19 protein-coding genes and 1 pseudogene are annotated in these 21,254 nt (G+C 73.3%); 6 read left to right on the top strand and 14 right to left on the bottom strand.

Features of this window, described 5'->3' with window-relative positions:
* Positions 1-4 precede the first annotated feature (4 nt).
* Both AC2RP6_RS12380 and AC2RP6_RS12375 read right to left on the bottom strand, forming a co-directional pair.
* Positions 5-1,216: a ketosynthase chain-length factor gene (locus AC2RP6_RS12380; RefSeq protein WP_486446287.1), complete on the bottom strand. Its 1,212-nt coding sequence runs from the start codon at positions 1,214-1,216 to the stop codon at positions 5-7.
* Positions 1,213-2,478 (bottom strand): beta-ketoacyl-[acyl-carrier-protein] synthase family protein, encoded by a 1,266-nt coding sequence (locus AC2RP6_RS12375; protein ID WP_486446286.1) that lies wholly within the window; start codon positions 2,476-2,478, stop codon positions 1,213-1,215. Before AC2RP6_RS12375 ends, AC2RP6_RS12380 begins: the two co-directional genes overlap by 4 nt.
* 166 nt (positions 2,479-2,644) lie before the next feature.
* Here AC2RP6_RS12375 and AC2RP6_RS12370 point away from each other — a divergent pair, with 166 nt between their 5' ends.
* On the top strand, positions 2,645-3,781 hold the full coding sequence (locus AC2RP6_RS12370) for a nucleotide disphospho-sugar-binding domain-containing protein (RefSeq protein WP_486446285.1): 1,137 nt from the start codon (positions 2,645-2,647) through the stop codon (positions 3,779-3,781).
* Positions 3,782-3,833: 52 nt separating this feature from the next.
* Here AC2RP6_RS12370 and AC2RP6_RS12365 read toward each other — a convergent pair whose 3' ends face one another.
* The 6 genes and pseudogenes from AC2RP6_RS12365 to AC2RP6_RS12340 form a co-directional block, all read right to left on the bottom strand.
* Positions 3,834-4,832: an NAD-dependent epimerase/dehydratase gene (locus AC2RP6_RS12365; protein WP_486450308.1), complete on the bottom strand. Its 999-nt coding sequence runs from the start codon at positions 4,830-4,832 to the stop codon at positions 3,834-3,836.
* Positions 4,829-5,086, bottom strand: coding sequence for a dTDP-4-dehydrorhamnose 3,5-epimerase family protein (locus tag AC2RP6_RS12360; protein WP_486450307.1), 258 nt, complete (start codon positions 5,084-5,086; stop codon positions 4,829-4,831). Before AC2RP6_RS12360 ends, AC2RP6_RS12365 begins: the two co-directional genes overlap by 4 nt.
* Before the next feature lie 118 nt (positions 5,087-5,204).
* Positions 5,205-5,438: pseudogene (locus AC2RP6_RS12355) on the bottom strand (dTDP-4-dehydrorhamnose 3,5-epimerase family protein); the annotation flags it as partial.
* Positions 5,435-6,187, bottom strand: coding sequence for a class I SAM-dependent DNA methyltransferase (locus AC2RP6_RS12350; RefSeq protein WP_486446284.1), 753 nt, complete (start codon positions 6,185-6,187; stop codon positions 5,435-5,437). The gene AC2RP6_RS12350 and the pseudogene AC2RP6_RS12355, both read right to left, overlap by 4 nt.
* Before the next feature lie 98 nt (positions 6,188-6,285).
* Positions 6,286-7,410 carry a DegT/DnrJ/EryC1/StrS family aminotransferase gene (locus AC2RP6_RS12345; protein WP_486446283.1) on the bottom strand — a complete coding sequence of 375 codons (1,125 nt, stop codon included), beginning with the start codon at positions 7,408-7,410 and terminating at the stop codon, positions 6,286-6,288.
* Complete coding sequence (locus AC2RP6_RS12340; RefSeq protein WP_486446282.1) at positions 7,407-8,771, bottom strand: NDP-hexose 2,3-dehydratase family protein; 1,365 nt, start codon at positions 8,769-8,771, stop codon at positions 7,407-7,409. Before AC2RP6_RS12340 ends, AC2RP6_RS12345 begins: the two co-directional genes overlap by 4 nt.
* A 286-nt stretch (positions 8,772-9,057) precedes the next feature.
* Here AC2RP6_RS12340 and AC2RP6_RS12335 point away from each other — a divergent pair, with 286 nt between their 5' ends.
* Together AC2RP6_RS12335 and AC2RP6_RS12330 are read left to right on the top strand one after the other, a co-directional pair.
* Positions 9,058-10,224 carry a serine hydrolase domain-containing protein gene (locus tag AC2RP6_RS12335; RefSeq protein ID WP_486446281.1) on the top strand — a complete coding sequence of 389 codons (1,167 nt, stop codon included), beginning with the start codon at positions 9,058-9,060 and terminating at the stop codon, positions 10,222-10,224.
* A gap of 33 nt (positions 10,225-10,257) precedes the next feature.
* Entirely contained in the window at positions 10,258-11,478 is a 1,221-nt protein-coding gene (locus AC2RP6_RS12330) for a nucleotide disphospho-sugar-binding domain-containing protein (protein WP_486446280.1), read from the top strand.
* 117 nt (positions 11,479-11,595) lie between these two features.
* Here the strand turns inward: AC2RP6_RS12330 and AC2RP6_RS12325 are convergent, their stop codons facing one another.
* The 5 genes from AC2RP6_RS12325 to AC2RP6_RS12305 form a co-directional block, all read right to left on the bottom strand.
* Positions 11,596-12,630, bottom strand: a complete 1,035-nt coding sequence (locus tag AC2RP6_RS12325) for an LLM class flavin-dependent oxidoreductase (RefSeq protein WP_486446279.1) — start codon at positions 12,628-12,630, stop codon at positions 11,596-11,598.
* A 14-nt stretch (positions 12,631-12,644) separates the two neighbouring features.
* A complete protein-coding gene (locus AC2RP6_RS12320; RefSeq protein ID WP_486446278.1) occupies positions 12,645-13,376 on the bottom strand; it encodes an SDR family NAD(P)-dependent oxidoreductase in 732 nt (243 codons plus the stop codon).
* Between the two features lie 50 nt (positions 13,377-13,426).
* On the bottom strand, positions 13,427-13,885 hold the full coding sequence (locus tag AC2RP6_RS12315; RefSeq protein WP_486446277.1) for a nuclear transport factor 2 family protein: 459 nt from the start codon (positions 13,883-13,885) through the stop codon (positions 13,427-13,429).
* 198 nt (positions 13,886-14,083) lie between these two features.
* The gene (locus AC2RP6_RS12310; RefSeq protein ID WP_486446276.1) at positions 14,084-14,806 is read right to left on the bottom strand and encodes an MBL fold metallo-hydrolase; all 723 of its coding nucleotides are present in this window, start codon (positions 14,804-14,806) and stop codon (positions 14,084-14,086) included.
* 211 nt (positions 14,807-15,017) lie between these two features.
* The gene (locus tag AC2RP6_RS12305; RefSeq protein ID WP_486446275.1) at positions 15,018-15,788 is read right to left on the bottom strand and encodes an AfsR/SARP family transcriptional regulator; all 771 of its coding nucleotides are present in this window, start codon (positions 15,786-15,788) and stop codon (positions 15,018-15,020) included.
* A gap of 460 nt (positions 15,789-16,248) precedes the next feature.
* Here AC2RP6_RS12305 and AC2RP6_RS12300 point away from each other — a divergent pair, with 460 nt between their 5' ends.
* Entirely contained in the window at positions 16,249-17,418 is a 1,170-nt protein-coding gene (locus AC2RP6_RS12300; protein WP_486446274.1) for an acyl-CoA dehydrogenase family protein, read from the top strand.
* 82 nt (positions 17,419-17,500) lie between these two features.
* Here the strand turns inward: AC2RP6_RS12300 and AC2RP6_RS12295 are convergent, their stop codons facing one another.
* Positions 17,501-18,409, bottom strand: a complete 909-nt coding sequence (locus AC2RP6_RS12295; RefSeq protein ID WP_486446273.1) for a nitroreductase/quinone reductase family protein — start codon at positions 18,407-18,409, stop codon at positions 17,501-17,503.
* Positions 18,410-18,861: 452 nt separating this feature from the next.
* Between AC2RP6_RS12295 and AC2RP6_RS12290 the strand changes: the two genes are divergently transcribed.
* Both AC2RP6_RS12290 and AC2RP6_RS12285 read left to right on the top strand, forming a co-directional pair.
* Entirely contained in the window at positions 18,862-19,842 is a 981-nt protein-coding gene (locus tag AC2RP6_RS12290; protein ID WP_486446272.1) for an NHL repeat-containing protein, read from the top strand.
* Between the two features lie 108 nt (positions 19,843-19,950).
* A complete protein-coding gene (locus AC2RP6_RS12285) occupies positions 19,951-21,216 on the top strand; it encodes a DUF4192 domain-containing protein (RefSeq protein WP_486446271.1) in 1,266 nt (421 codons plus the stop codon).
* Positions 21,217-21,254: the final 38 nt, after the last annotated feature.

Here is a 21,254-nt window from a genome sequence, read left to right as displayed (position 1 = left end):
TCCATCAGAGGTCGTACGCCCGGACGACAGCGGCCGAGTTGAAGCCGCCCGTACCCCGGGCGAGGACGAGTGCCGTCGACAGCCGTGCCTCCCGGGGGGCCTTGCGGACCAGGTCGATGCCGTACTCCTCCGGCACGTCGTCGGTGTTCGCGGTCGGCGGGATCACCCCGTCGCGCAGCGACAGCAGCGCCGCCACCACGTCCAGCGGCCCGCCCGCGGAGTGCAGCCGCCCGGTCAGTGCCTTGGGCGCGGTCACCGGGACGCCGTGCGGGCCGAACACCTCGCGCAGGGCCTCGGCCTCACCCCGGTCGAGGGCGGGCAGGCCCGCCGAGTCCGCGAAGACCACGTCCACGTCGGCCGGGGCGGTCCCGGCCTCGGCCAGGGCGAGTTCGACGGCGCGGCGCAGGGCCGGAGGCCTCGGCGATCCGGGCGGAGGGTCGAAGGTGGACGCCTGCCCGGCGAGTTCGCCGTACACGCGGGACACACCGCGCCCGCGAGCCGCCTCCGCGTCCTCCAGGACGAGGATCGCGGCGCCCTCCCCGGGCACGTGCCCGCTCGCCGTCCGGTCGAAGGGCCGGTACTCCCCGGAAGCGGCCACCCGGCCGCCCGACCACTGCGCGGCCCAGCCCCACGGGTCCAGCGCCGAGTCCGCACCGCCGGTGACGACCAGCTTCGCCTCGCCGCGGCGCAGCGCCCGCCGGGCGTGCCCGAGCGCGTCCAGCCCGCCGGCCTGCTCGGCCACGAGCGCCTTGCCCGGGCCGCGCAGCTGGTGGCGGATGGAGATCTGGCCGGTGTTGACGGCGTAGAACCAGGCGAAGGACTCGTACACGCTGACGAACTGGGGCCCCTTGGACCACAGCTTCGCGAACTCGCGGTGGGTGAACTCGAAGCCGCCGAACGCATTGGCCGTGATGACCCCCATGTCGTAGTCGACGAGGGCCCCCGGGTCCACGCCGCCGTCGGACAGGGCCCGTTCCGCGGCGGCCAGCGCGAACCGGGTGGACCGGTCGGTCTGCGGCAGCAGCCGGTTCGGCAGGTGCGCCGACGGGTCGAAGTCCCGCACCTCGCCGGCCTGCCGGGCCGGGTAGCCGGAGGCGTCGAACGCGGTGACACCGGCGATGCCGCTGCGGCCCTCCAGAGTGGCGGACCAGAACTCCTCCACGTCCGGCCCGTTGGGGGCGACGACTCCCAGCCCCGTGAACACCGTGGTCGTCATGACACTCCTTCCGGCCGCCGCAGCAGCATCGCGCTCTGGAAACCGCCGAACCCGCTGCCCACGGTCAGCACGGTGTCCACGCGCTGCTCGCGGGCGGTCAGCGGTACGTAGTCGAGGTCGCACTCGGGGTCGGCCCGGTACAGGTTGGCGGTGGGCGGCACCACGTGGTGCTTCATGGCCAGGGCGCACGCCGCGATCTCCACGGAGCCGATGGCCCCCAGCGAGTGCCCCACCATGGACTTGATCGAGCTGATCGGGGTGCGGTAGGCGTGGTCCCCCAGCGCGCGCTTGAACGCCGCCGTCTCGTGCCGGTCGTTCTGCACGGTTCCCGAGCCGTGGGCGTTGACGTAGTCGATCGCGTCGGCGTTCAGCCGCGACTGGTCGAGCGCGACCCTGATGGCCTCGGCCATCTCCCGGCCGTCCGTCTTCAGGCCGGTCATGTGGTAGGCGTTCAGGCGCGTGGCGTACCCGCTGACCTCGGCGTAGATCGTCGCGCCGCGCGCCCGTGCCCGCTCCAGCTCCTCCAGGACGAAAACGGCCGCGCCCTCGGCCAGGACGAAGCCGTTGCGGGAGGCGTCGAAGGGGCGCGAGGCGTGCGCGGGATCGTCGTTGCGGTTGGTGGTGGCCTTGATCGCGTCGAAGCTGGCCACCACGACCGGGGTCACCGGAGTGTCTGCCGCTCCGGCGAGCATCACGTCGGCGGTGCCGTCCACGATCAGCTGGACGGCGTTGCCGACCGCGTCCAGCCCGGAGGTGCACCCGTTGGACACCAGGGTCACCGGGCCCTCCGCACCCACCGTCCACGCGACCTCCGCGGGCATCTTCCCGGGGGTCAGGTAGTCGTACATGTGCGGCGACAGGTAGCCGGGATCGACTTCCCACTGCCGTCCGGCATCGGAGAGCACCAGGTACTCGCGCTCCAGGCTGGTCGCGGCGGCGACGGCGCTGCCCAGGCTCACGCCGACCCGGGAGGGATCGAGCGCCCCGAAGTCGAGGCGGCTGTCCGACACCGCGTCACGGGCACAGACCACGGCGAACTGCGTCGCCCGGTCCATCCTGCGGACCTCCCGCGGGGTGAGCCCTTCGGCCCCCGCGTCGAAGTCGCACTCGCCCGCGAGCTGGGAGCGGAAGGGGGTGGGGTCGAAGAAGCTGATCCGGCGGGTCGCGGTACGACCCGCGGCCAGCAGGGACCAGAACTCCTCCGTGCCGCTTCCTCCCGGTGCGCGCACCCCCATACCGGTTATCACGACACGACGGGACATCGAATCGGTTTCCTTCTCGAAGAGGTACTCGGTAGGACCGGGAGAGACCCGGCCGGATCCCTTGATAGGCGCGGGCGGTCAACCTCGGCTCAAGAGGCGCTCGACGTGCGCTCAGGACGGACGGGGGTCCAGCGGTTCTCGAGTGCCGCGGTGCACCGTCCGTGCGATGAAGATCCTCTTTATCACCGGGGGGAGCCCGGCGACCGTCTTCGCCCTCGCCCCGCTCGCCTCGGCCGCCCGCCTCGCCGGTCATGACGTCCTCGTCGCGTCCCCGCAGGACATGGCCCCGTACGTCACGGGCATCGGGCTGCCCGTCCTGTCCGTCACCGACGGAACCATGCGCCGGTTCATGTTCGAGGACCGCTCCGGGCGCGCCCGGAGCGTCCCCGCAGACCCGCAGGAGCGGATCCACTTCAACGGGGAGGGATTCGGACGGCTGGCCGCGGCATGCCTGCCCCGGCTGCGCGCCCTGTGCGCCGACTGGAGCCCCGACCTCGTCGTCGGCGGGTCGCTCTGCTACGCGGCGGCGCTGCTCGCCCACGAGCTGCGCGTCCCGTGGGTGCGGCACACCTGGGACCTCGGGGAACCGCCCGGGATGGACGCCGGGGCCACCGCCGAGCTGGCCGCCGAACTCGGCGCGGCCGGGCTGGACGGACTGCCCGTGCCGGAACTCTGGGTGGACATCTGCCCGCCGACGCTGCGCGCCGCGGAGCTGGCCCCCGGGCCCCGGCAGCCGATGCGGTTCGTCCCCGCCAACCTGCGCCGGCCGCTGGAGCCGTGGATGCTGCGCAGGCCGGACCGACCGCGGGTGTGCGTCACCGCGGGGAGCCGGGTCTCCGGTCCGGACGGGGTCGCCGAACTGGTCGAGCTGGCCCGGACGGTGGAGGGCCTGGACGGGGAGCTGGTGGTCGCCGCCCCGCAGGACGTGGCCGACGCGCTGACCGCCGAGGTGCCTGGCGTCCGGGCCGGCTGGTTCGCGCTGGACACCCTGCTGGCCACGTGCGACCTCATCGTCCACCACGGCGGCGGACAGACCGCCATGACCGCCCTGCACGCGGGTGTGCCGCAGCTGCTGGTCCCCACGATCCCGAAGATGCTGGAACCGTGCCGTCGCATCGAGGCCCGCGGCGCCGCCGTGGTGCTGGCCGACGGCGAGCAGTCCGGCGCCCGCATCGCCCGCGCGGCGGCCGCCCTGCTGGCGGACCCCCGTTCCCGTGAGAGGGCAGCGGAGATCGGCGCGGAGATCGCAGCTCAGCCGGCCCCGGCCCGGGTGGTCTCCGTACTGGAATCGCTGCGGGCGTGAGGCGACGCACGGCGACGGCCCCGCCCCGGTCCGGGCGGGGCCGTCATCGTGCTCAGGGCCGGTGTGCCTCCCGGGCCACGGCGCTCACCGTCCGGTCCAGGGCCTCGTCCAGCGGCGTGCGTGCCCGCCAGCCCGTGGCGGCCGTGAACGCCGAAGGATCGACCTCCAGGCTGCGGAAGTCGGTCGGATCCGCATGCGGGGGAGGCTCCACCGACACGACCGGCACCGGCTCGGCTCCCGTGCTGCGTGACACGGCGCGCGCGACGGCACCGAACACCTCACCGAGCGGCCGGGCCCGCCCGGTACCGATCAGGAAGTGGCGGCCGGACAGCGCCTCCGCGTGCCGCAGAGCCGTCGTGAACGCCCGGGCGGCGTCCTCCACGTACAGCAGGTCACGGCGGACCGTGCCGTCGTGCCACATGGTCAGAGGCTCCCCGGCCAGCGCCCGCCGGATCATGGTGGACACCACGCCGCGGTCGTCGGCCGTCGCCGTGCCCGGCCCGTACACGGGCGGCAGCCTGAGACTGACCGCCCGCGCCAGCCCCTGTGCCGCGGCCTCCTTCAGCAGGGACTCGGCGGCGTGCTTCTGCCGGTCGTACACACCCTCCGGACGGTCCGGTTCGGAGCCGTCGATGCGCTCGGCCGCCACCCGTCCCACCTGGGTGTTGCTGCCCGGGAACACGACCGCCGGCGGGCCACCGGGGCGGGGCGGCCGTTCGGCGAGCAGCGCCACCAGGTCCCGGACGACACCGACGTTGACCCGCTCCGCCTCCTCGTCGTCCGCGGACAGCCGCCACCCCGACGCTCCGCGGATCCGCGCCGTGAAGGGCAGTACGGCGTCGGCGTCGGCGACCGCCCGGGCCAGGACGTCCCGTTCGGTGAGGTCTCCGGTCAGCACCTCCACCCGCCCGGCGATCGGCTCGGGGAGCGGAACCGGCCGCCGGGAGACGGCGCGGACCCGCACGGCGCCGTCGGCGGCCAGCTCCCGGACGACGGCCGAGCCGAGGAAGCCGGACGCCCCGAGCACCACGACCGTCCGGGGCGCGCTCACCGCCCGCCCCCACCGCTGCCGCCGGCCGGTACGCAGTCTCCGTACGCGGGCAGCAGCCCGGCCCCACGGGCGGCGGCCAGCGTCGGCGCCGCCCGGTCGCGCTCGGACAGCACTGGGTCGTGCCCGCCCGGCAGCTCCAGGCCCAGCGCGGGGTCCAGCGGGTGCACGGCCCGTTCCTTGTCCGCCCGGTAGGCCGCCGACAACAGGTACACCATCACGGTGTCGTCCTCCAGCGCGGCGAACAGGTGCCCCACACCCGGCGGGAGGTAGAGCGCGGTGCCCGCCTCCGGGGAGAAGCTCCACCCGCTCGCTGCGCCCGAAGGTGGGCGAGCCGAGCCGCAGGTCGACGACCACGTCCAGGGCCCGGCCGCCGGTGCAGAGCACGTACTTGGCCATGGACCCGGGCGTCGCCGTGTAGTGCACCCCGCGTACCACGCCGCGCCGCGACCGGCTGGTGCTGACCTGGGCGACCGGGAAGAGCGGACCGCCCAGCGCCGCGTCGAAGGGGGCCGCCTGGTGCGGCGAGCGGAACGAACCGCGCTCGTCGTGGAAGACCTCGGGTTCGAAGGCGTACGCGCCCTCGACCTCCAGTGCGCGGACCTTCACGCGGCACCGCCGGGTCGACGGGCGACGAACAGGCCCGGCCCGTAGAGCTCGTGCCGGACGTACGCGGGCTCCAGGCCCGCGCGCAGGAACGCGTCCCGGTACTCCGTGCGCTCGAACAGGCTCATGACGTGCGTGTCGGTGAAGTGCTCGATACCGGTGCCCGGGTCGGCGACGGTGTAGTGCACCTCCATCCGGCTGGTCCGGCCGTCGCGGACGGTGTGCGACACCCGGGAGATGGTGCGCTCCCCGGACCGGACCACGTCGGCGCCGACCCAGCCGGGCCGGAAACTCTCCGGGCACCACCAGGGCTCGACGACGAGGACACCGCCGGGCTCCAGGTGCGCGGCGAGGTTCGCGATCGCGGCGTCCAGGTCGGCGGGCGTCTCCAGGTATCCGACCGAGCTGAACATGCACGTGACGGCGGAGAAGGTGCGGCCGAGCCGGAAGTCACGCATGTCGCCCTGTGTCAGCGCGGTCCCGGGGTTGAGACGGGCGGCGACGGCGAGCATGTCGGCGGACAGGTCCACCCCGGCCACGTGGCCGAAGTGGCCGGTGTGCTCGGCCAGGTGGGAGCCGGTGCCGCAGGCGACGTCCAGCAGCGAACCGTCGGCGGGGGCCACCGCGGCGCGCTCTTCGACGAGTTCGCGCACGACGGCCGCCTCGGCCCGGTAGTCCTTGCCGCGGCCGTGGTAGAAGTCGTGGTAGACGTCGGCGCGGCGGTAGATGAGGGTGTCCGTGCTGGCGGGCATGGTGTGGGACGGCCTTTCGATCGGAGGGCGGAGGGCTGAGGGCTGAGGGCTGAGGGCGGATCCGCGGACGCGGGGCCCGCGGACGGCGGGCCCGGCGGTCAGAGCGCCGCGAGGACTTCGTGGAGCGCCTCGATGACCTTGTCCTGCACGGCCTCCGGCAGTGACGGGTACATGGGCAGAGAGAAGATCTCCCCGGCGAGCCGCTCGGTGACCGGCAGCGAGCCGGCCTCCACCCCTAGGTGGGCGAAGCCGCGCATCGTGTGGACCGGCCACGGATAGCTGATGTTGAGGGAGATGTCGTAGCGCTCCTTGAGGGCGCTGATGATCTCGTCGCGGCGCGGGTGGCGCACCACGTACACGTAGTACACGTGCTCGTTGCCCGCGGCCGTGGCCGGCAGGGTCAGCCCGCCCGGCCCGCACAGCCCGGCGAGCCCTTCGGCGTAACGGCGCGCCACCCGGCGACGGCCCTCCACGTAGGCGTCGAGCCGGGTCAGCTTGCGGCGCAGGATCTCGGCCTGCACCTCGTCGAGCCGGCTGTTGTGGCCGGGCGTCCGCTCGACGTAGTACACCTCCTCCATCCCGTAGTACCGCAGCCGGCGCAGCGCGCGGTCGGTGTCGGCCGACCCGGTCAGGACGGCCCCGCCGTCGCCGTACGCCCCCAGCACCTTGGTCGGGTAGAACGAGAACGCCGCGGCGTCGCCCATGGTCCCGGCCGGAGCACCGTGGTGCCGGGCGCCGTGAGCCTGTGCGCAGTCCTCCACGATCGCCAGCCCGTGCTGGTCGGCCAGGCGCCGCAGCGGTTCCATGTCCACGCACTGGCCGTACAGGTGCACCGGCAGCAGTGCCTTGGTGCGCGGGGTGATCGCGGCGGCCACCTGGTCGGTGTCCATCAGGTGGTCCTCGGCACGGACGTCGACGAACACCGGGACGGCGCCGGCCGCGTCGATGGCGACGACGGTCGGGGCGGCGGTGTTGGAGACGGTGACGACCTCGTCGCCGCGGCCCACGCCGAGGGCCTCCAGCGCGAGCTGGACGGCGTTGGTGCCGTTGTCCACACCGACGCAGTGGGGCAGGCCGTGGCGGGCGGCGAACTCGGCCTCGAAACCGCGCACGCTCTCGCCCAGCACCAGCCGGCCGCTGGCGAAGACCTGCTGGACGGCGTCGAGGATGTCCTCCCGCTCCGCCTCGTACTCGGGAAGGTAGTCCCAGACATGGGTGGTCACTCGTCGTCCTCCTTGTAGAAGCCCGCGAACGTCAGCAGGCTCCGGGCCTCGACGTTCAGGTGATTGCCGTACCGCACGAAGTCGGTGAGCTGGCGCAGGGTGATCCAGGCGTAGTCGTCGGGCACGTGCAGCGGGAAGTCGTCCGCGACCTCGACGAGCAGGTAGCGGTTCTGGGCGTGGTAGAAGCGGCCGCCCTCCTCCGAATGGACCCGGTCGAAGCGGATCCGTTCCGTGGGCGCGTCCAGCACCTCGGAGAGGAACCGCGGCCGGCGCTCCTCGGGCAGCCCGCGGTAACTGTCGGGCTGGCACTGCACGGTCGGCGCCATCTCCACGCCGTCGAAGCCGCCCGTCTCGGTCCGGGCCTGCATCAGGACGTGCAGCACGCCCCCGATCCGGCGGACCAGGAAGGCGATGACGCCCTGGCTGCGCGGCTCGAACATGGGCTGGTGCCAGCGCGCCACCTCCCGGCTGTCCGTCTCGACGGACACCCCCATGACGGCGAAGTGCAGGTCCCGGTCGTGGACCACGGCACCGTCGCGCCGGCTCCACCCCTCGACCTTGGTGAGCGGGACCAGCTGCCGGGTCAGCGTGCAGCGGTTCTTGGCCTCGGTGAACCAGCTCAGCAGGTGGGTGGTGTCGTGCAGGGCCACGTTGCCGGGGGCCCAGGAGCGGGCCAGCGCGCCCCGGAAGGTGTCAGCGACCAGGTCGGCGTCGCGGTCCCGCCACGAGGCGGCACCGGCCAGCACCGTACGGGTGTCCATGTTGACCAGGTTCGGCTCGCGCAACAACCGGGCGATCTGCTCGAAGTCCAGCCAGCAGAAGTCCTCCAGCACGGGGACGTCCACGTCCGCGTCGACCTGCACGATCATGTTGCGGTTGCGCTTGGCCAGGAACCAGGACGCCTGCTCGGACTGGAGGACGTCGGACAGGACCCGGCCCGAGCGGGGCGCGGTGAAGTACTCCAGGTAGGGGACCGACCTGCCGCCGTGCGCACCCGTGAAGTTGGACCGGGTCGCCTGCACGGTCGGCGAGAGCTGGAGGCCGTTGACGTTGCCCGGCTCCATCTTGACCTGGAGCAGGAAGTGGGGGACGCCCGCGAACTCCTTGACCAGGATGCCCAGGACGCCCTGCTCGGGCTGGACGATGATCGGCTGCTGCCAGGCGCCCACCTCCCGGCCGGAGTCCGCGACGTCCAGCCCCTCGACGGTGAAGAAGCGCCCGGTGCGGTGGACGAGGTTTCCGGAGTCGGGATCGGTGCGCCAGCCGTCGAGGGCTTCGAGCGGGATCCGATCCACCCGGTAGCCATGGGCACGGCGCCGCCCCGCGTACCAGTCATGGAATTCAGCTATGCCGGAGAACACGCGGTCACCTTCCGTGCGGAGAATCCCATCCCCTTCACCCGGAGGAATGCATGCTTTCCCGGGAGAAAGGCCTTTGTGCGCAATCGCATGGCGCCGATCCTGCCAGACGATTTCCTGTCCGGTCACCCCGCACGGGCTCCTGTATTCCTTTACGAGCGGGACGTGACCGGTATTCGAGCGGGGCCCGAGCGGCGGTCGGATCATCACAGGTCGGAGCCGACCGAAAGCCGCCCCCGGGCCCGCCCGAGCGGGGCGGCGGCACTTCCCTCGCGAAGGACGGAAGACTGTGCAGCAACATCCCCAGGCAGGGCTGGCCGAGGACGCGTTCACCGACGTCGCGCGCGCCTTCGAGGAGAACTTCGCGGCCGGGGAGGAGGTGGGCGCGGCCGTCTGCGTCTACCACCGCGGCCGCCCGGTGGTGGACCTCTGGGCCGGCTGGGCCGACCCCGACCGGGCCGACCCGTGGCGGGCGGACACCGTGGGCGTCCTCGCCTCCCCGACCAAAGCGCTGGTCACCGCGGCCTTCCTGCACCTGTGGCAGGAAGAACGACTCGACCTGGACGAGCCGGTCGCCGCGCACTGGCCGGAGTTCGCCGCCCACGGCAAGGCGGCCGTCACCCCCCGGATGATCCTCTCCCACCGCTCGGGAGTGGTCTGCCTCGACCACGCCCCCCTGTCGCTGGCGTCCCTGCGCGCCCACACGCCGGTGGCCGAGGCGCTGGCCGCCGCCCGCCCGGAGTGGGAGCCGGACACCGCGCACGGCTACCACGCCACCACCTACGGGCACCTGCTGAGCGAGCTGATCCGCCGCCGCACCGGCCTCACCGTCGGCCGCTACTTCGCCCGCCACCTGGCGGGACCCCTCGGCCTCGACGCGTACATCGGACTTCCCGCCGGCACGGACGCTCACCTCGCCACCATGCTGGAGTCGAAGGCGGAGGCGCTGATGGCCGGCGCCGACCCCGGCGAGGTCGTCGAACTCCGCGAACCCACCACGCTCACCTACCGGGCGACCATCGGCAGCATGTCCCAGGATCCGGCCGATCCGGCCGTCGAGGACCCCTCGTACGGCGGTCTCGCCAGCGCCCACGCCCTGGCCCGGCTCTTCGCGGCGCTGGTCGGCGAGGTGGACGGCACCCGCCTGCTGCGACCCGGCCTCACCGCCGAACTGGCCCGGCCGCACTCCAGCGGTCCCTGCGAGGTCATGCTCACCCCCCTCACCTGGGGGCTCGGCGTGCAGCTCGCGGACAGTGCGGTATTCCCCGCCGACGCCGGACTGAAGAATTCTTTCGGTCTGAGCGGGGCGAACGGTGTCTTCACTTTCGCCGACCCCGGGCGCGAGCTGGCATTCGGCTACGTCCCGAATATGGGTTCCGCGGTGATGGGGAGCATGGACGGCAGGATCCGCAGGCTCGTCGAGGCCGTTTTCCGCAGCGTCGACCGAATTCTGTGAACCACCGAACCGTCCGAATCTGAAGGAGTCCTCATGCGGATCCTGTTCCCCGCCGCACCGGGATACGGGCTGATGCTGCCCCTCGTACCGCTCGTCTGGGCGGCGCGCGCGGCGGGCCACGAAATCCTCATCGCCACCACCGCCCACATGGCGAAGGCGGCCGCCTGGGCGGGGGCGCCCGTCGTCGACGTGTTCCCCCTCCGCGACGTCGGCGAGGACCTGGTCGCGGGACCCGACGCGCCCGGGTGCGACGACCCCGCACTGCCCGCGGGGTACGGGGAACTCGCCCGTGCCATGCGCCCGTTCGAGCTGTTCACCCTCGCGATGACCCGGGGCACCGTCACCGCCGGCCGCGACTTCGGCGCGGACCTCGTCGTCTACTGCTCCGACCACCAGGCCGGAAAGCTGGCCGCCGTCGCCCTCGGCGTGCCCGCACTGGAAGTCGGCAACCGGGTGTCCTGGTCGATGCGCGACCCCGGGGTGCGCGAGGCCGCCCGGACCAACGCGCGCTTCGGCGTCGTCCCCGACGACAGCCCCGTCGTCCTCCGGCTGCGCGAGGAACTCGGCCTGGGCGAACGCGAACCGGACCTCCTCGGCCGGATCGACCCCCGCGCCCCCAGCCTCGGCGGCCTGGAGCACGAGGAGGCCGATCCGTACGACGGCGTACCGTGGCTGCCGATGCGCTACGTGCCCTACAACGGCGGCGCCGTGCTGCCCGACTGGGCACTGCGCAAGGCCGCCAGACCCCGCATCTGCCTCACCCTCGGCACCGTCGCCCCCCTCCTGCCGGGCGGCACCGAAGCCCTGCGGCTGCTGATCGACGCCCTGGCCGCACTGGACGCGGAAGTGGTCCTCGCCGACGACGAGACCGACCTGAGCGCGCTGGGCCCGCTGCCCGCCAACCTCATCCCGGCCGGCTTCGTACCGCTGTCGGGGATCCTGCGCGACTGCGCGCTGGTGGTCCACCACGGGGGGTCGGGCACCACCGCGGCCGCCCTGCACTACGGCGTACCGCAACTGCTGGTCCCCAGCGGCGCGGACAACGAGCTGTGCGCCCGCCGGGTGACGGACCGCGGGGTCGGCCTCGCCGTGGAGCCGGCGACGGCGGACCCCGCCCGGATCGCCGCGGCCGCCGCGCGGCTCCTCACGGAGGAGTCCTTCCGGCACGCAGCCGGGCAGGTGCGCCACGAGATGGCCGGCCAGCCCTCCCCGGCCGAACTGATCGACCGCATCACCGCCGCCGTAGCGGCCTGAGCCGCGTCCTGCGGATCAGGCCGGGGTCACGGACCGCGCGCCGGCACACGTGGGCGGGGCACCCCCCGGGGCGCCCCGCCCACGTCGCGTCACCTCCTCCGGCGGCGCCGGAGGCCTTCAGCCGCGTACGCCGGACCGGTCGAGTGCGGCCATCGCACCCTCCAGGACCGCGATCCGCTCAGCGGTGCTCCCGGCCATCGCGGAGATCATGATGCCGAGCGTGGTGACGCCCGCCTCCGCGTACTGCCGCATCCGCTCCGCGACCCGGTCCACCGGTCCGGTCAGTGCGGTCAGCTCCACGAAGCCGGCCGGCACCGCCGCGGCGGCCCCGGCCCGGTCGCCCTCGCGCGCCAGCCGGCCCACCTCGGTGGCCTGCTCCCCGAAGCCCAGCCGCGTGGCGAGCGCGACGTAGAAGTTCCGCTCCGGCGCCCCGATGCCCATCAGGTAGGCGTAGTGGGCCCGCAGCAGATCGACGCACCCGTCGGCGTCCTCGCCGATCGCGGTCGCCAGGCAGGGCATCACGTCGAACCCCGCCGGCGGCTTCCCGGCCCGCGCCCGGCCCGCCCGGATGTGCGCGACCGACTCGGCGACCTGCTCGGGAGCGGCGAACACCCCGATCCACCCGTCGGCGATCTCACCGGCCAGCGCCAGGTTCCCCGGACCGACGGCCCCCAGGTACACCGGTACGGGCGCACCCGCCGGCTCGGTGATCACGTGCAGCGGGGCCGCGCCGGAGCCGGAGGAGGGCAGCCGGTAGTGCCTGCCCTCGTAGCGCACGGGCTCACCCGTCAGGGCCCGCCGGACGATCTCCACGTACTCCCGGGTCCGGGCCAGCGGCTCCGCGAAGGGGACCCCGTACCAGCCCTCGGAGACGTCGGGGTTGGACACCCCCAGGCCCAGCCGGAACCGGCCGTGCGAGAGCGACTGCAGGGTCGCGGCGGTCAGCGCGGTCAGCGCCGGGCTGCGGGCGGGGATCTGCATCACGGCGGAGCCGAGCGCGATCCGCTCGGTACGCCCCGCGACGAGGCCGAGCACGCTGGCGGCGTCGGAGCGGTAGCCTTCGGGGGCCAGCGCCACGTCGTAGCCGAGCCGCTCGGCCGCCACGGCCAGCTCCGCGGCGCCCTGGTAACTCAGGTTCACGCCAAGCTTCACGGTCTGTCGTCCTCTCAGATCAGCAGGTGGGCGCCGCCGTCGGCGAGCACCACCTCGCCGGTGGTGTAGGCGGCCCGGTGCAGGCCCACCACCAGCTCGGCGATGTCCTCCGGGGAGCCGGTGCGGCGCAGCGGCACGGCCTCGCGCACGCGCTCGCGGATCTCGGTGAAGGTCTCCGTCCACGGCGTGTCGACGAGCCCCGGCGCGATGGCGTTCACACGCACGTCCGGGCCGACGGCCGCCGCCAGCAACCGGGTCATGTGGTTCACGGCGGCCTTGCTGACGGCGTAGGGGATCGAACTGCCGGCCGGCCGGACCCCGGCGACCGAGGAGATGTTGACGACGTGGCCGGCGCCCGACGCGCGCAGCAGCGGCATCGCGGCCACGGCCGTCTGCCAGGTGCCGACGACGTTGACCCCGAGGATGGTGCGCCACACCTCTGCGGTGGCCGCGTCGAGATCCTTGTGGGGGATGCCCCGGGTGACACCGGCGTTGTTGACCAGCAGGTCGAGGGCCCCGTACTCGCCGGTGACCTCGTCCAACAGCCGCCGCACCTGCTCCTCGTCGGAGATGTCGGCCTGGACGAACCGCGCGTCGGGAAGGGACTCGGCGAGCCGGCGGCCCGCTTCGGCGCTCCTGGCAGCGTTGACCACCACCGCCATTCCCTCGGCGGAGAGTCTTCGGGCGATCGCGGCGCCGATCCCGGACGAGGATCCGGTCACCAGGGCGACGGGCTTGCGGGGCATGACGGGGGGTTCTCCCTTCGGAGGGGGGCCGGTCGGCGCGGAGCGGCTGCTCAACGGGCCGCGGGCCGGAGGAGCTGGGCGTGCTGGTCGTGCTCGACGCGGCGGGAGCGGTTGCGCACCGAGTCCTGGGTGATCTCCAGGACGTCCCGGACCAGACAACTGGGGCCGACCTGCGGTTCCTTGACGCCGGGCCGGACGGTGAGCACCAGGGCGTAGAACACGGCGTCGAAGTCGCCGTCCTCGCGCGGGCTGAGGTCGATCATGTTGAACCAGTGCCGGCGCTGCACCGGGTCGTCGGCGAAACGCTCGTGGAAGGAGTGCAGCTCGGCGACGATGCCGGCCGGGGTGCGGGCCGGGGGAACGCCGGGGGTGTGCTGGAACTCGCCGTCGTCGGTGAAGGTGCCGGCGTACTCCTCGAACCTCCCGCCGTCGAGGAACTGGACCTGGCGGGCGTAGTGCTGCCCCACCGCGGCGTAGAGGTCGGCGAAGCGGCTGGCGGCGGACGTCATCGGGTACTCCAGACGGCTCGGGTACGACGGAGCGGGCGTCCGGGCACGGTTGCCTGTGTGCCCGGGCGCCCGCGAGCGTCGCCGATCCTGCGAGCCCTGCCTCAAGGCCTGCTCGAAGCACCGTCGAGAGCGGACCGCCGAGGACGGTTCGCGCCCACCGTCCCCGACCGGGCCGGGGCGGTACCGGGTGGTGCCGCGTCAGGCGTGACAGGCCAGGGGAGCCCCCCGGTAGGCGGCCATCTCCTCGAACACGGTGTCCATCTCGGCGATGACGGCCGCCATGTCCAGTGCCCCGCCGTGCGCGCGGCCCCGCTCCTCGGCGAACGCCCGGTACAGATTGGGCACGATCCGCTCCGGGTCGAGCAGTCCGGCGAAGGGCCCCAGGTCGGCTTCCCGGGCCACCTCCGGCGCCGTCAGCCCCGCGGACAGCCCCTGCCGGGCCAGGTCCTGCAGCCACCGCAGGTACGACTCCGTGGTGTCGAGCACCTCGATGCCGCCGACGACGCCGTGCCCGGCCACCACCACCTCCGGGTCGAGCGCCCGCATCCGTGCGACGGCCCGCAGCGAACCGGCCACCGAGCCCATCGGCAGGAACGGCGTCACCCCCGACATCACCACGTCCCCGGTGAACAGCACCCGCCGCTCCGGTACCCACACGGCCGTGTCGTTCGTGCTGTGCGCCACCTCCAGGTGGATCAGGTGCGCCGTCACCGCCCCGACGTGCAGCGTGAGTTCGCGGTGGTAGGTGACCTCGGGGAGCACGACCTCCAGCGCGCCCCACTCCACCTCGGGCCACAACCCGGTCAGGTGCAGGCCGGCCGCGGCCATTTCCCGGCGCGTCTCGTGGTGCGCGTGCACGACCGCCTCGGGGAACACGAAGTTGCCGAAGGTGTGGTCCCCGTGCGAGTGAGTGTTGACCACCGCGTACGGCGCCGGCGGCCCTGTGCCAGGACCGCTGACCGCAGACGGCGGGCGCGTGCCTCCGTGGCCGCGGTGTCGACCAGGACGGCCCGGCCGTCGGAGACGATGAGCCCGGCGTTGTTCACGCACCAGCTGCCGTCCGGTTGGACGTAGGCGAACACACCGTCGGCGACCTCGCCCAGTACGCCTGCCGTGTCGGCCGTGTCGGCACTCACGTCAGGACGTATTCGCGCAGCGACAGGTCGGTGGCGTTCGACAGGAGCTCCTGGTGGAGGCTCTGGAGACGGCTGGACGGCTCGACACCGAGCTCGTTGATCAACGCCGCCCGCAGGGCGCGGAAGACCTCCAGGGCACGCCAGCCCGACCCCGACCGCTGGTGGGCGATCATCAGGCAGGCCGCCAGCTTCTCGTGCAGCGGATGCTGTTCCACGAGCTTGCGCAGTTCGGGTATGAGACTCGCGCTCTTACCGAGCCAAAGATCAGCGAGAATGCGTTGTTCGAGAACCCGCATTCGTACTTCGTTGAGGCCCATGAGTTCCATGGAGAGTACCCGGCCGACGGGGACGTCCATCAATGCCGGACCGCGCCACAATTCCAGCGCCTGGTGCAGGTACTTCGAGGCGGCCTCGGCGTCTCCGCGCTCCAGCGCGTTGTCGCCGGATCCGGCCAGTGACTCAAATTCGATCAGGTCGAACGACTTCGGCTTCACGGAGAGCTGGTAGCCGTTGAACCGGGTGGCCAGCAGGTCCTTGGGGGTGCGCCCGGAGCCCTCGGGCAGGGCTTCGACGATGAGTCTGCGCAGGTGGAGGACGTAGGTCTGGAGGGTGGTCATCCCGCTGCGGGGGATGTCCTCACCCCACACCTCCTCCATCAGCGTCGGTACCTGGACGACCCGGCCGCAGCGCAGGGCGAGGAGGGCGAGCAGTTGTCGCGGTTTTCCCGCGGTCGGCACGATGGACTGTCCGTTGAATTCGACGCTCAATGGTCCGAGAATGCTGATTTCCGCGAAGGGCAGCGATTCGGACGGTCGAGAGGAATCTTTTGACATTCTGTAAAACCCCCGATGGCAAGGTCGGGCCATGCGTGGGGAGCCGGCCCGACGTCTCGCCAGGCTACGACTTCGGCAACCCAAGATCAAGTAAAGTGTGAGCGGTAGAGGAGGTTCCGGATCGGTGATTGTCTACGCCCGATTCACATCTCCCGCCCCGTCGTGATAAAGCGCGCGGGGGTGGTGATCGGGCACCTGCGCAGGCCGTACCGACCGGTCTCCATGCGCGCCCCCCACCCGCGCCGTCGACCGGTCGCCGCGCGCTGTGACATATGTCCCACGCGGTGCCGGCGACTCGAGTCGGGCTGTAGCGGTGCCCTAGGGGACCTGTAGCGGTGCCCGATCGGGTCGGCCGACGTTGGCTCCTCGTACCGACCGCGAGGAGAGCCGGCCCATGCCGCAGCAACCACCGTCAGCGCCCGAACCGGCCGTCACCGCAGGGGAAGTGGGCGCCCTCGCGGCCGGCCGTGCCGAAGCCGCCGAGGCCGCCCGCTCGTTGGACCCGGACGTCGTACGGGCGCTGCTCGACGCCGGATTCGCCCGGCACTTCGTGCCCGTCGCCCACGGGGGCCACGGCGGGGGATTCGGCTCCCTCGCCGACGCGGTGACCACGATCGGGGCGTCCTGTCCGGCCACGGCCTGGTGCGCCTCCATCGCCCTCAGCCTGTCCCGGATGGCCGGATTCCTGCCCGAGGAGGGCCGCAAGCGCCTCTGGCAGGACGGCCCCGACGTGCTCGTCGTGGGCTCCGTCTCTCCGCGCGGCCGGGCCCTGCCGGCGGACGGAGGCTGGCAGCTGACCGGAACCTGGCCGTACGTCAGCGCGGTCGAGCACTCGGACTGGGCGCTCGTACTCGGTCTGGCCAAGACCCCGGACGCTCCGGGCGAGCGGCGGATCTTCGCCGTCCCGCGCTCCGCCTATGCCGTCGAGCGGACGTGGTCCGACATCGGCATGCGGGCCACCGGCAGCCACACGCTCACCCTCGACGGCGTCCACGTGCCCGGCGAGATGTCCTTCCCCGTCGACGACCTGATGACCGGCCGCCCCTCGGCCGCGCGCGCCGGCGGCGCCGACGCGGCCGTACCGGGCGTACCACTCGCCGCCGTGAACGGGCTGTTCTTCTGCCTGCCGGTGCTCGGCGCGGCCGAGGGCGCCCTCGCGTACTGGTCGGCGTACGCGCAGGACCGACTGCGCGCCGAGCGCCCGGGAGTGCCCGGTCCGGGCCGTGCCTTCTACGAGGAGACCCTCGCCCGGACGGGCGGTGAGATCGACGCTGCCCGCCTGCTGCTGGAGCGCATCGCGGCGGTGGCCGACTCGGGCCGGGAGATCACCGCGCTGGAGGCGGCGCGGGCCCAGCGGGACTGTGCGCTGGTGGCCGACCTGCTGGTCGGGGCCGTGGACCGGCTGTTCCGGGCCTCCGGGACGGCCGGGCACAGCGAGAGTTCACCGCTCCAGCGGCTGTGGCGGGACGTGCACTCGGCCGCCGGTCACATCGTGCTGCAGTTCGGACCCAACGCCAGTGCGTACGCAGCCCAGGCGCTGCCCGCCGGGGCGTCCGGGCGGTAGCCGCGACGCCCCGGAGCCCTGCGGCGCTCCCGCCCACTCCCGCGCCCCGGCGGGCCGACGGGCCCACCGGGGCGTCCCGCGGTCAGGCCGCGGCCGGCGGCCCGGGCGGGAAGGGGATCTCGGACAGCAGCGGCAGCAGCGACTCCTCCTCGTAGTCGAGGTGGGCGTTGAGCTCGTCCGACATGCGGGCCAGTTCCTTGCGGAACCGCTCAGGGTCCGCCCCGCCGATGTCGGCCAGCAGCACGCTCAGCTCGTGCTGCAGCCGCGCCACCGTGACGTGCTCCGTCCGCAGCCGCTCGAAGACGTCCTCCAGGTGCGGGTTCTGCGCCGCGAGGGCGGGGAACATGTGCGCGTCCTCGCCCGTGTGGTGGATCTCCAGCGTCTGGCAGAACGCCAGGCAGTGCTGGCGGATCTGCAGGCCGAGGCCCGGCGCCGGTGCTTCCCCCCGGCCCTGGTGCGTGGCCACCGCCGCGAAGTAGGCGTCCACCTCGGCGCCGACGTGGCGCAGTTGCCCGCGCAGCCACACGTGGACCTCGACCAGCTTGTCGGCCAGGCTCCGGATCTCGGCGGGGCCCTCGCCGGGCGCGGGGTCGCTGCGCTCCAGCACCACCACGGGCAGCAGCCGGGTGGTGTTCTCCTGGTACTCGCCGTAGCCCGGCTCCGCCGCCACGACGTGCGCGAACAGCCGGTCGCGGCGCTCCCCCTCGGCGGGCACCGCGACCGCCTCGAAGGAGTCGGCGCCGATCTCCACCTGGACCAGCGGGTGGGCGAGCACGTTGTGGTACCAGTCGGGGTGCTTCGGCCCGCCCAGGTTGGAGCCGATGACCAGGAGGTGGTCGTCGTGGCGGACGTAGCCGAGCGGGACGGTCCGCTCCTCGCCCGACTTGGCGCCGGTGACCGTGAGCAGCAGCAGGTCGCTGCCTTCGAAGTAACCGCCGACCTTTCCCTGGTTGGCGCGGAACTCGTCGATGACGGACTGGTTGAAGGACATGGCGGGGCGGTACTCCTCGGTGAAGGGGCGTGCGGCGGAAGGCGAAAAGGGGGAGGGGAGGGGCGTGCGTGGGTGTCGTCCCGTACGGCGCGCCGAACGACGGCGGGCGCGTGGACGGAGGCGACACGACGTGACGCGGGGGATGCGGCACGGCCGCTTCGAGCGGCGGTGCGGGCGCGCTGGAGCGCCGGGATCAGGCCGAGCCTGTGCGAAGAGGACGCATGAGACGGTCCTTGATGTGCGGGTGGTCGCCCGGTCACCGGCCGGCCCAGTTCTCTTTGGCCGGCGCCACGCGCCACGTCCTTCATTAGAACGAGCACTCCGCGATCTTGTCAACGCCGCCCAGGAGGTCCCCAGCCGCTCACTGGCCGGATTCGAGCGGAACTCAGGCGGCCCGCCCCACACTCCCGCACGACGACGACACCACAGGGGGCGCGATGCTCAGCTCGGCCATGGCACGACGACGGTTCCTCGGCATCGGCGCGGCGGCGGGCGCCGCGGCGCTGGTCGGCGGCGCGGGATGGAGCGGCACGGCGGCCGCCGCCGAACGCACCGTCCCGTCGGCGGCACGCGCCGGCCGGCCCGACGTCCTGAACCTGCCGAACGGTTTCCACCCGGCCGGCATCGGGATCGGCCCCGCCCCCTACGCGTACTTCGGTTCGCTGCTCGGCGGCGCGGTCTACCGGGCCTGCCTGCTCACCGGCCGCGGAAAGGTCATCAACCCGGGCCTGGGGGAGGGGCACTACGCGGTCGGGCTTCAGGTGGACGAGCGGCAGCGGGTCTTCGTCGCGGGCGGCTGGGGGCGGCTGATCACCGCCCTGGACGGGATCACCGGCAAGGTGATCGAGACGTACGAGGTCGGCAACGCCGACACCTTCGTCGACCACGTGGTGCTGACGCCCCGCGCGGCCTGGTTCACGGATTCCTTCAACGGGCAGCTGTTCCGTCTGCCGCTCGGCCCGCGCGGGGAGCTGCCGGCGCGCGACGCGGTGACCGCCCTGCGGCTGGGCGGCGAGTGGGCGCAGGGCCCGTCGGACGGGCTCACCGCCACGGGCATCGCGGCCACCCCGGACGGCTCCGCGCTCCTGGTGGTCAACATCCACGCGCACGGCGGCAGCTTGTTCCGCGTCGATCCGGTGACCGGCACCGCCCGGCGCACCGACCTGGGCGGGGTCACGCTCCCCACGACCAACGGCATCCTGGTTCAGGGCCGCACCCTGTACGCGCCCCGCATGAACGACCTGGCGGTGCTGCGCCTGGACCCGACCGGCCACAACGCCCGCCTGGTTCGCACGGTCACCGACGCCCGCTTCGAGACCCCTTGCGCGGCGGCCGTCCACGGCAACCGCCTCTACCTGCCCAACTCCCGGTTCCCGCAGCCCCCCGAGCCCGACCTCCCCTACAACGCGGTGGCGCTCTCGCTGCCGCTCTAGCCGCACCGCGCAGGCGTTGCGCAGGGTGCCCGGCACGGGCGATGGTTGAGGCGTCAACAGTTATCCACAGGGCTTTCGGGATCGGATCATGCGCGGGACCTTCGTGACATGACGAACAACGACGCGTCCCGCAGCCCGTCCGACCGCTCCTTCATCAGTCCGGCCGGAACCGCCGACCAGCCCCAGATCACCCTGCGCAGCCCGGCCGAACTGGCCGACGCGCTGCCCTACATGCTCGGTTTCCACCCGTCCGACTCGCTCGTCATGGTCGCCGTGCACGGCGAGGGCGGGCGCTTCGGCGGACGCCTCCGCGTCGGCATCCCGACCGCACCGGCCGAATGGGAGGACACCGCCCGGCAGGTCGCGGACTGCCTCGTCCGGGGCAGTGAACGGCGTGGCGCCAAACCCGACGGCATCGTCGTCTACCTCTGCCAGGAGCCGCGGGAGGGCGACGGCGGCCGGGATGTGATGACCCGGCTGCGGCCGTTCGCCCAGGGGATCCGGCTGGCCTGCGGCGCGCTGGACGTGCCGGTGCTCGAAGCCCTGTGCCTGTCGGCCGGCCGCTTCTGGTCCTACGTCTGCCCCGACGAACGGTGCTGCCCGGCCGAGGGCAGCCCACTGGCCCCGGTCGGTACCTCGGTGATGGCCGCGACCGCCACCTTCGCCGGGCTCCAGGTCCGCGGCCCCCTCCGGGAGATCGAGGGCAGGCTCGCACCCCTGCGCGGGCCCGTGGCCGCCGAGGCGGAGCGGGCCCTCGACCGAGCCGCCGCCGCACTGATGCCGAGGATCCTCCACGGCGCCACCCGGGAAGAGGTCGGCGCCGACACCATCACGCTCGCCCGGACCCTGATGCGGCGCATGACCCAGGCGCCGCCCGCCGACGGCGGCCCCCAGGGCGACGACTGGGACGACGCGCTGCTCGGCCACGACGAGGCCGCCTCCCTCATCCTCGGCCTCCAGGACCGCGAGGTGCGGGACGTCGCGGCGGAGTGGATGGAAGGCGAGGAGGCGGCCCCCGCCCTGCGCCTGTGGCGGGCACTGGCCCGCCGCTGCGTCGGCGCCTACGGCGAGCACGCCGCGGCCCCCCTCACCCTGGCCGGCTGGGTCTCCTGGTCCACCGGCGACGAGCCGACCGCCCGGATCGCCCTCGGACTCGCCCTGCGGGCGGACGCCGAATACCGCTTCGCCCAACTGCTGCACCACGCCTGCAACGAGGGCATCGACCCCGAAGGCCTGCGCCAGTGCCTGAGGGAGGAACGGCGCCGCCGCGAACCGAGGCGCAGCCGGTCCTCCGCCCCCACCCGGCCGCCCGGACGACGGGGCGGGACGGCCTCGCGCCGGGCATCCCGCCGCACCGCGGGGAGCGGGCAGTGAACGGGCGCCGGCCGCACCGCGGCGGCCCTCCGCGGTCG

The sequence above is a fragment of the Streptomyces sp. WAC03905 genome (assembly GCF_057371075.1).
This window is presented reverse-complemented; position numbering and strand designations above follow the sequence as displayed.

What these genes read in the sequence shown, in the direction of transcription:
- AC2RP6_RS12380 (WP_486446287.1), bottom strand. Translation starts at nt 1,216, where the DNA reads ATGACGACCACGGTGTTCACGGGGCTGGGAGTCGTCGCCCCCAACGGG.
- AC2RP6_RS12375 (WP_486446286.1), bottom strand. Translation starts at nt 2,478, where the DNA reads ATGTCCCGTCGTGTCGTGATAACCGGTATGGGGGTGCGCGCACCGGGA.
- AC2RP6_RS12370 (WP_486446285.1), top strand. Translation starts at nt 2,645, where the DNA reads ATGAAGATCCTCTTTATCACCGGGGGGAGCCCGGCGACCGTCTTCGCC.
- AC2RP6_RS12350 (WP_486446284.1), bottom strand. Translation starts at nt 6,187, where the DNA reads ATGCCCGCCAGCACGGACACCCTCATCTACCGCCGCGCCGACGTCTAC.
- AC2RP6_RS12330 (WP_486446280.1), top strand. Translation starts at nt 10,258, where the DNA reads ATGCGGATCCTGTTCCCCGCCGCACCGGGATACGGGCTGATGCTGCCC.
- AC2RP6_RS12320 (WP_486446278.1), bottom strand. Translation starts at nt 13,376, where the DNA reads ATGCCCCGCAAGCCCGTCGCCCTGGTGACCGGATCCTCGTCCGGGATC.
- AC2RP6_RS12315 (WP_486446277.1), bottom strand. Translation starts at nt 13,885, where the DNA reads ATGACGTCCGCCGCCAGCCGCTTCGCCGACCTCTACGCCGCGGTGGGG.
- AC2RP6_RS12300 (WP_486446274.1), top strand. Translation starts at nt 16,249, where the DNA reads ATGCCGCAGCAACCACCGTCAGCGCCCGAACCGGCCGTCACCGCAGGG.
- AC2RP6_RS12295 (WP_486446273.1), bottom strand. Translation starts at nt 18,409, where the DNA reads ATGTCCTTCAACCAGTCCGTCATCGACGAGTTCCGCGCCAACCAGGGA.
- AC2RP6_RS12290 (WP_486446272.1), top strand. Translation starts at nt 18,862, where the DNA reads ATGGCACGACGACGGTTCCTCGGCATCGGCGCGGCGGCGGGCGCCGCG.
- AC2RP6_RS12285 (WP_486446271.1), top strand. Translation starts at nt 19,951, where the DNA reads ATGACGAACAACGACGCGTCCCGCAGCCCGTCCGACCGCTCCTTCATC.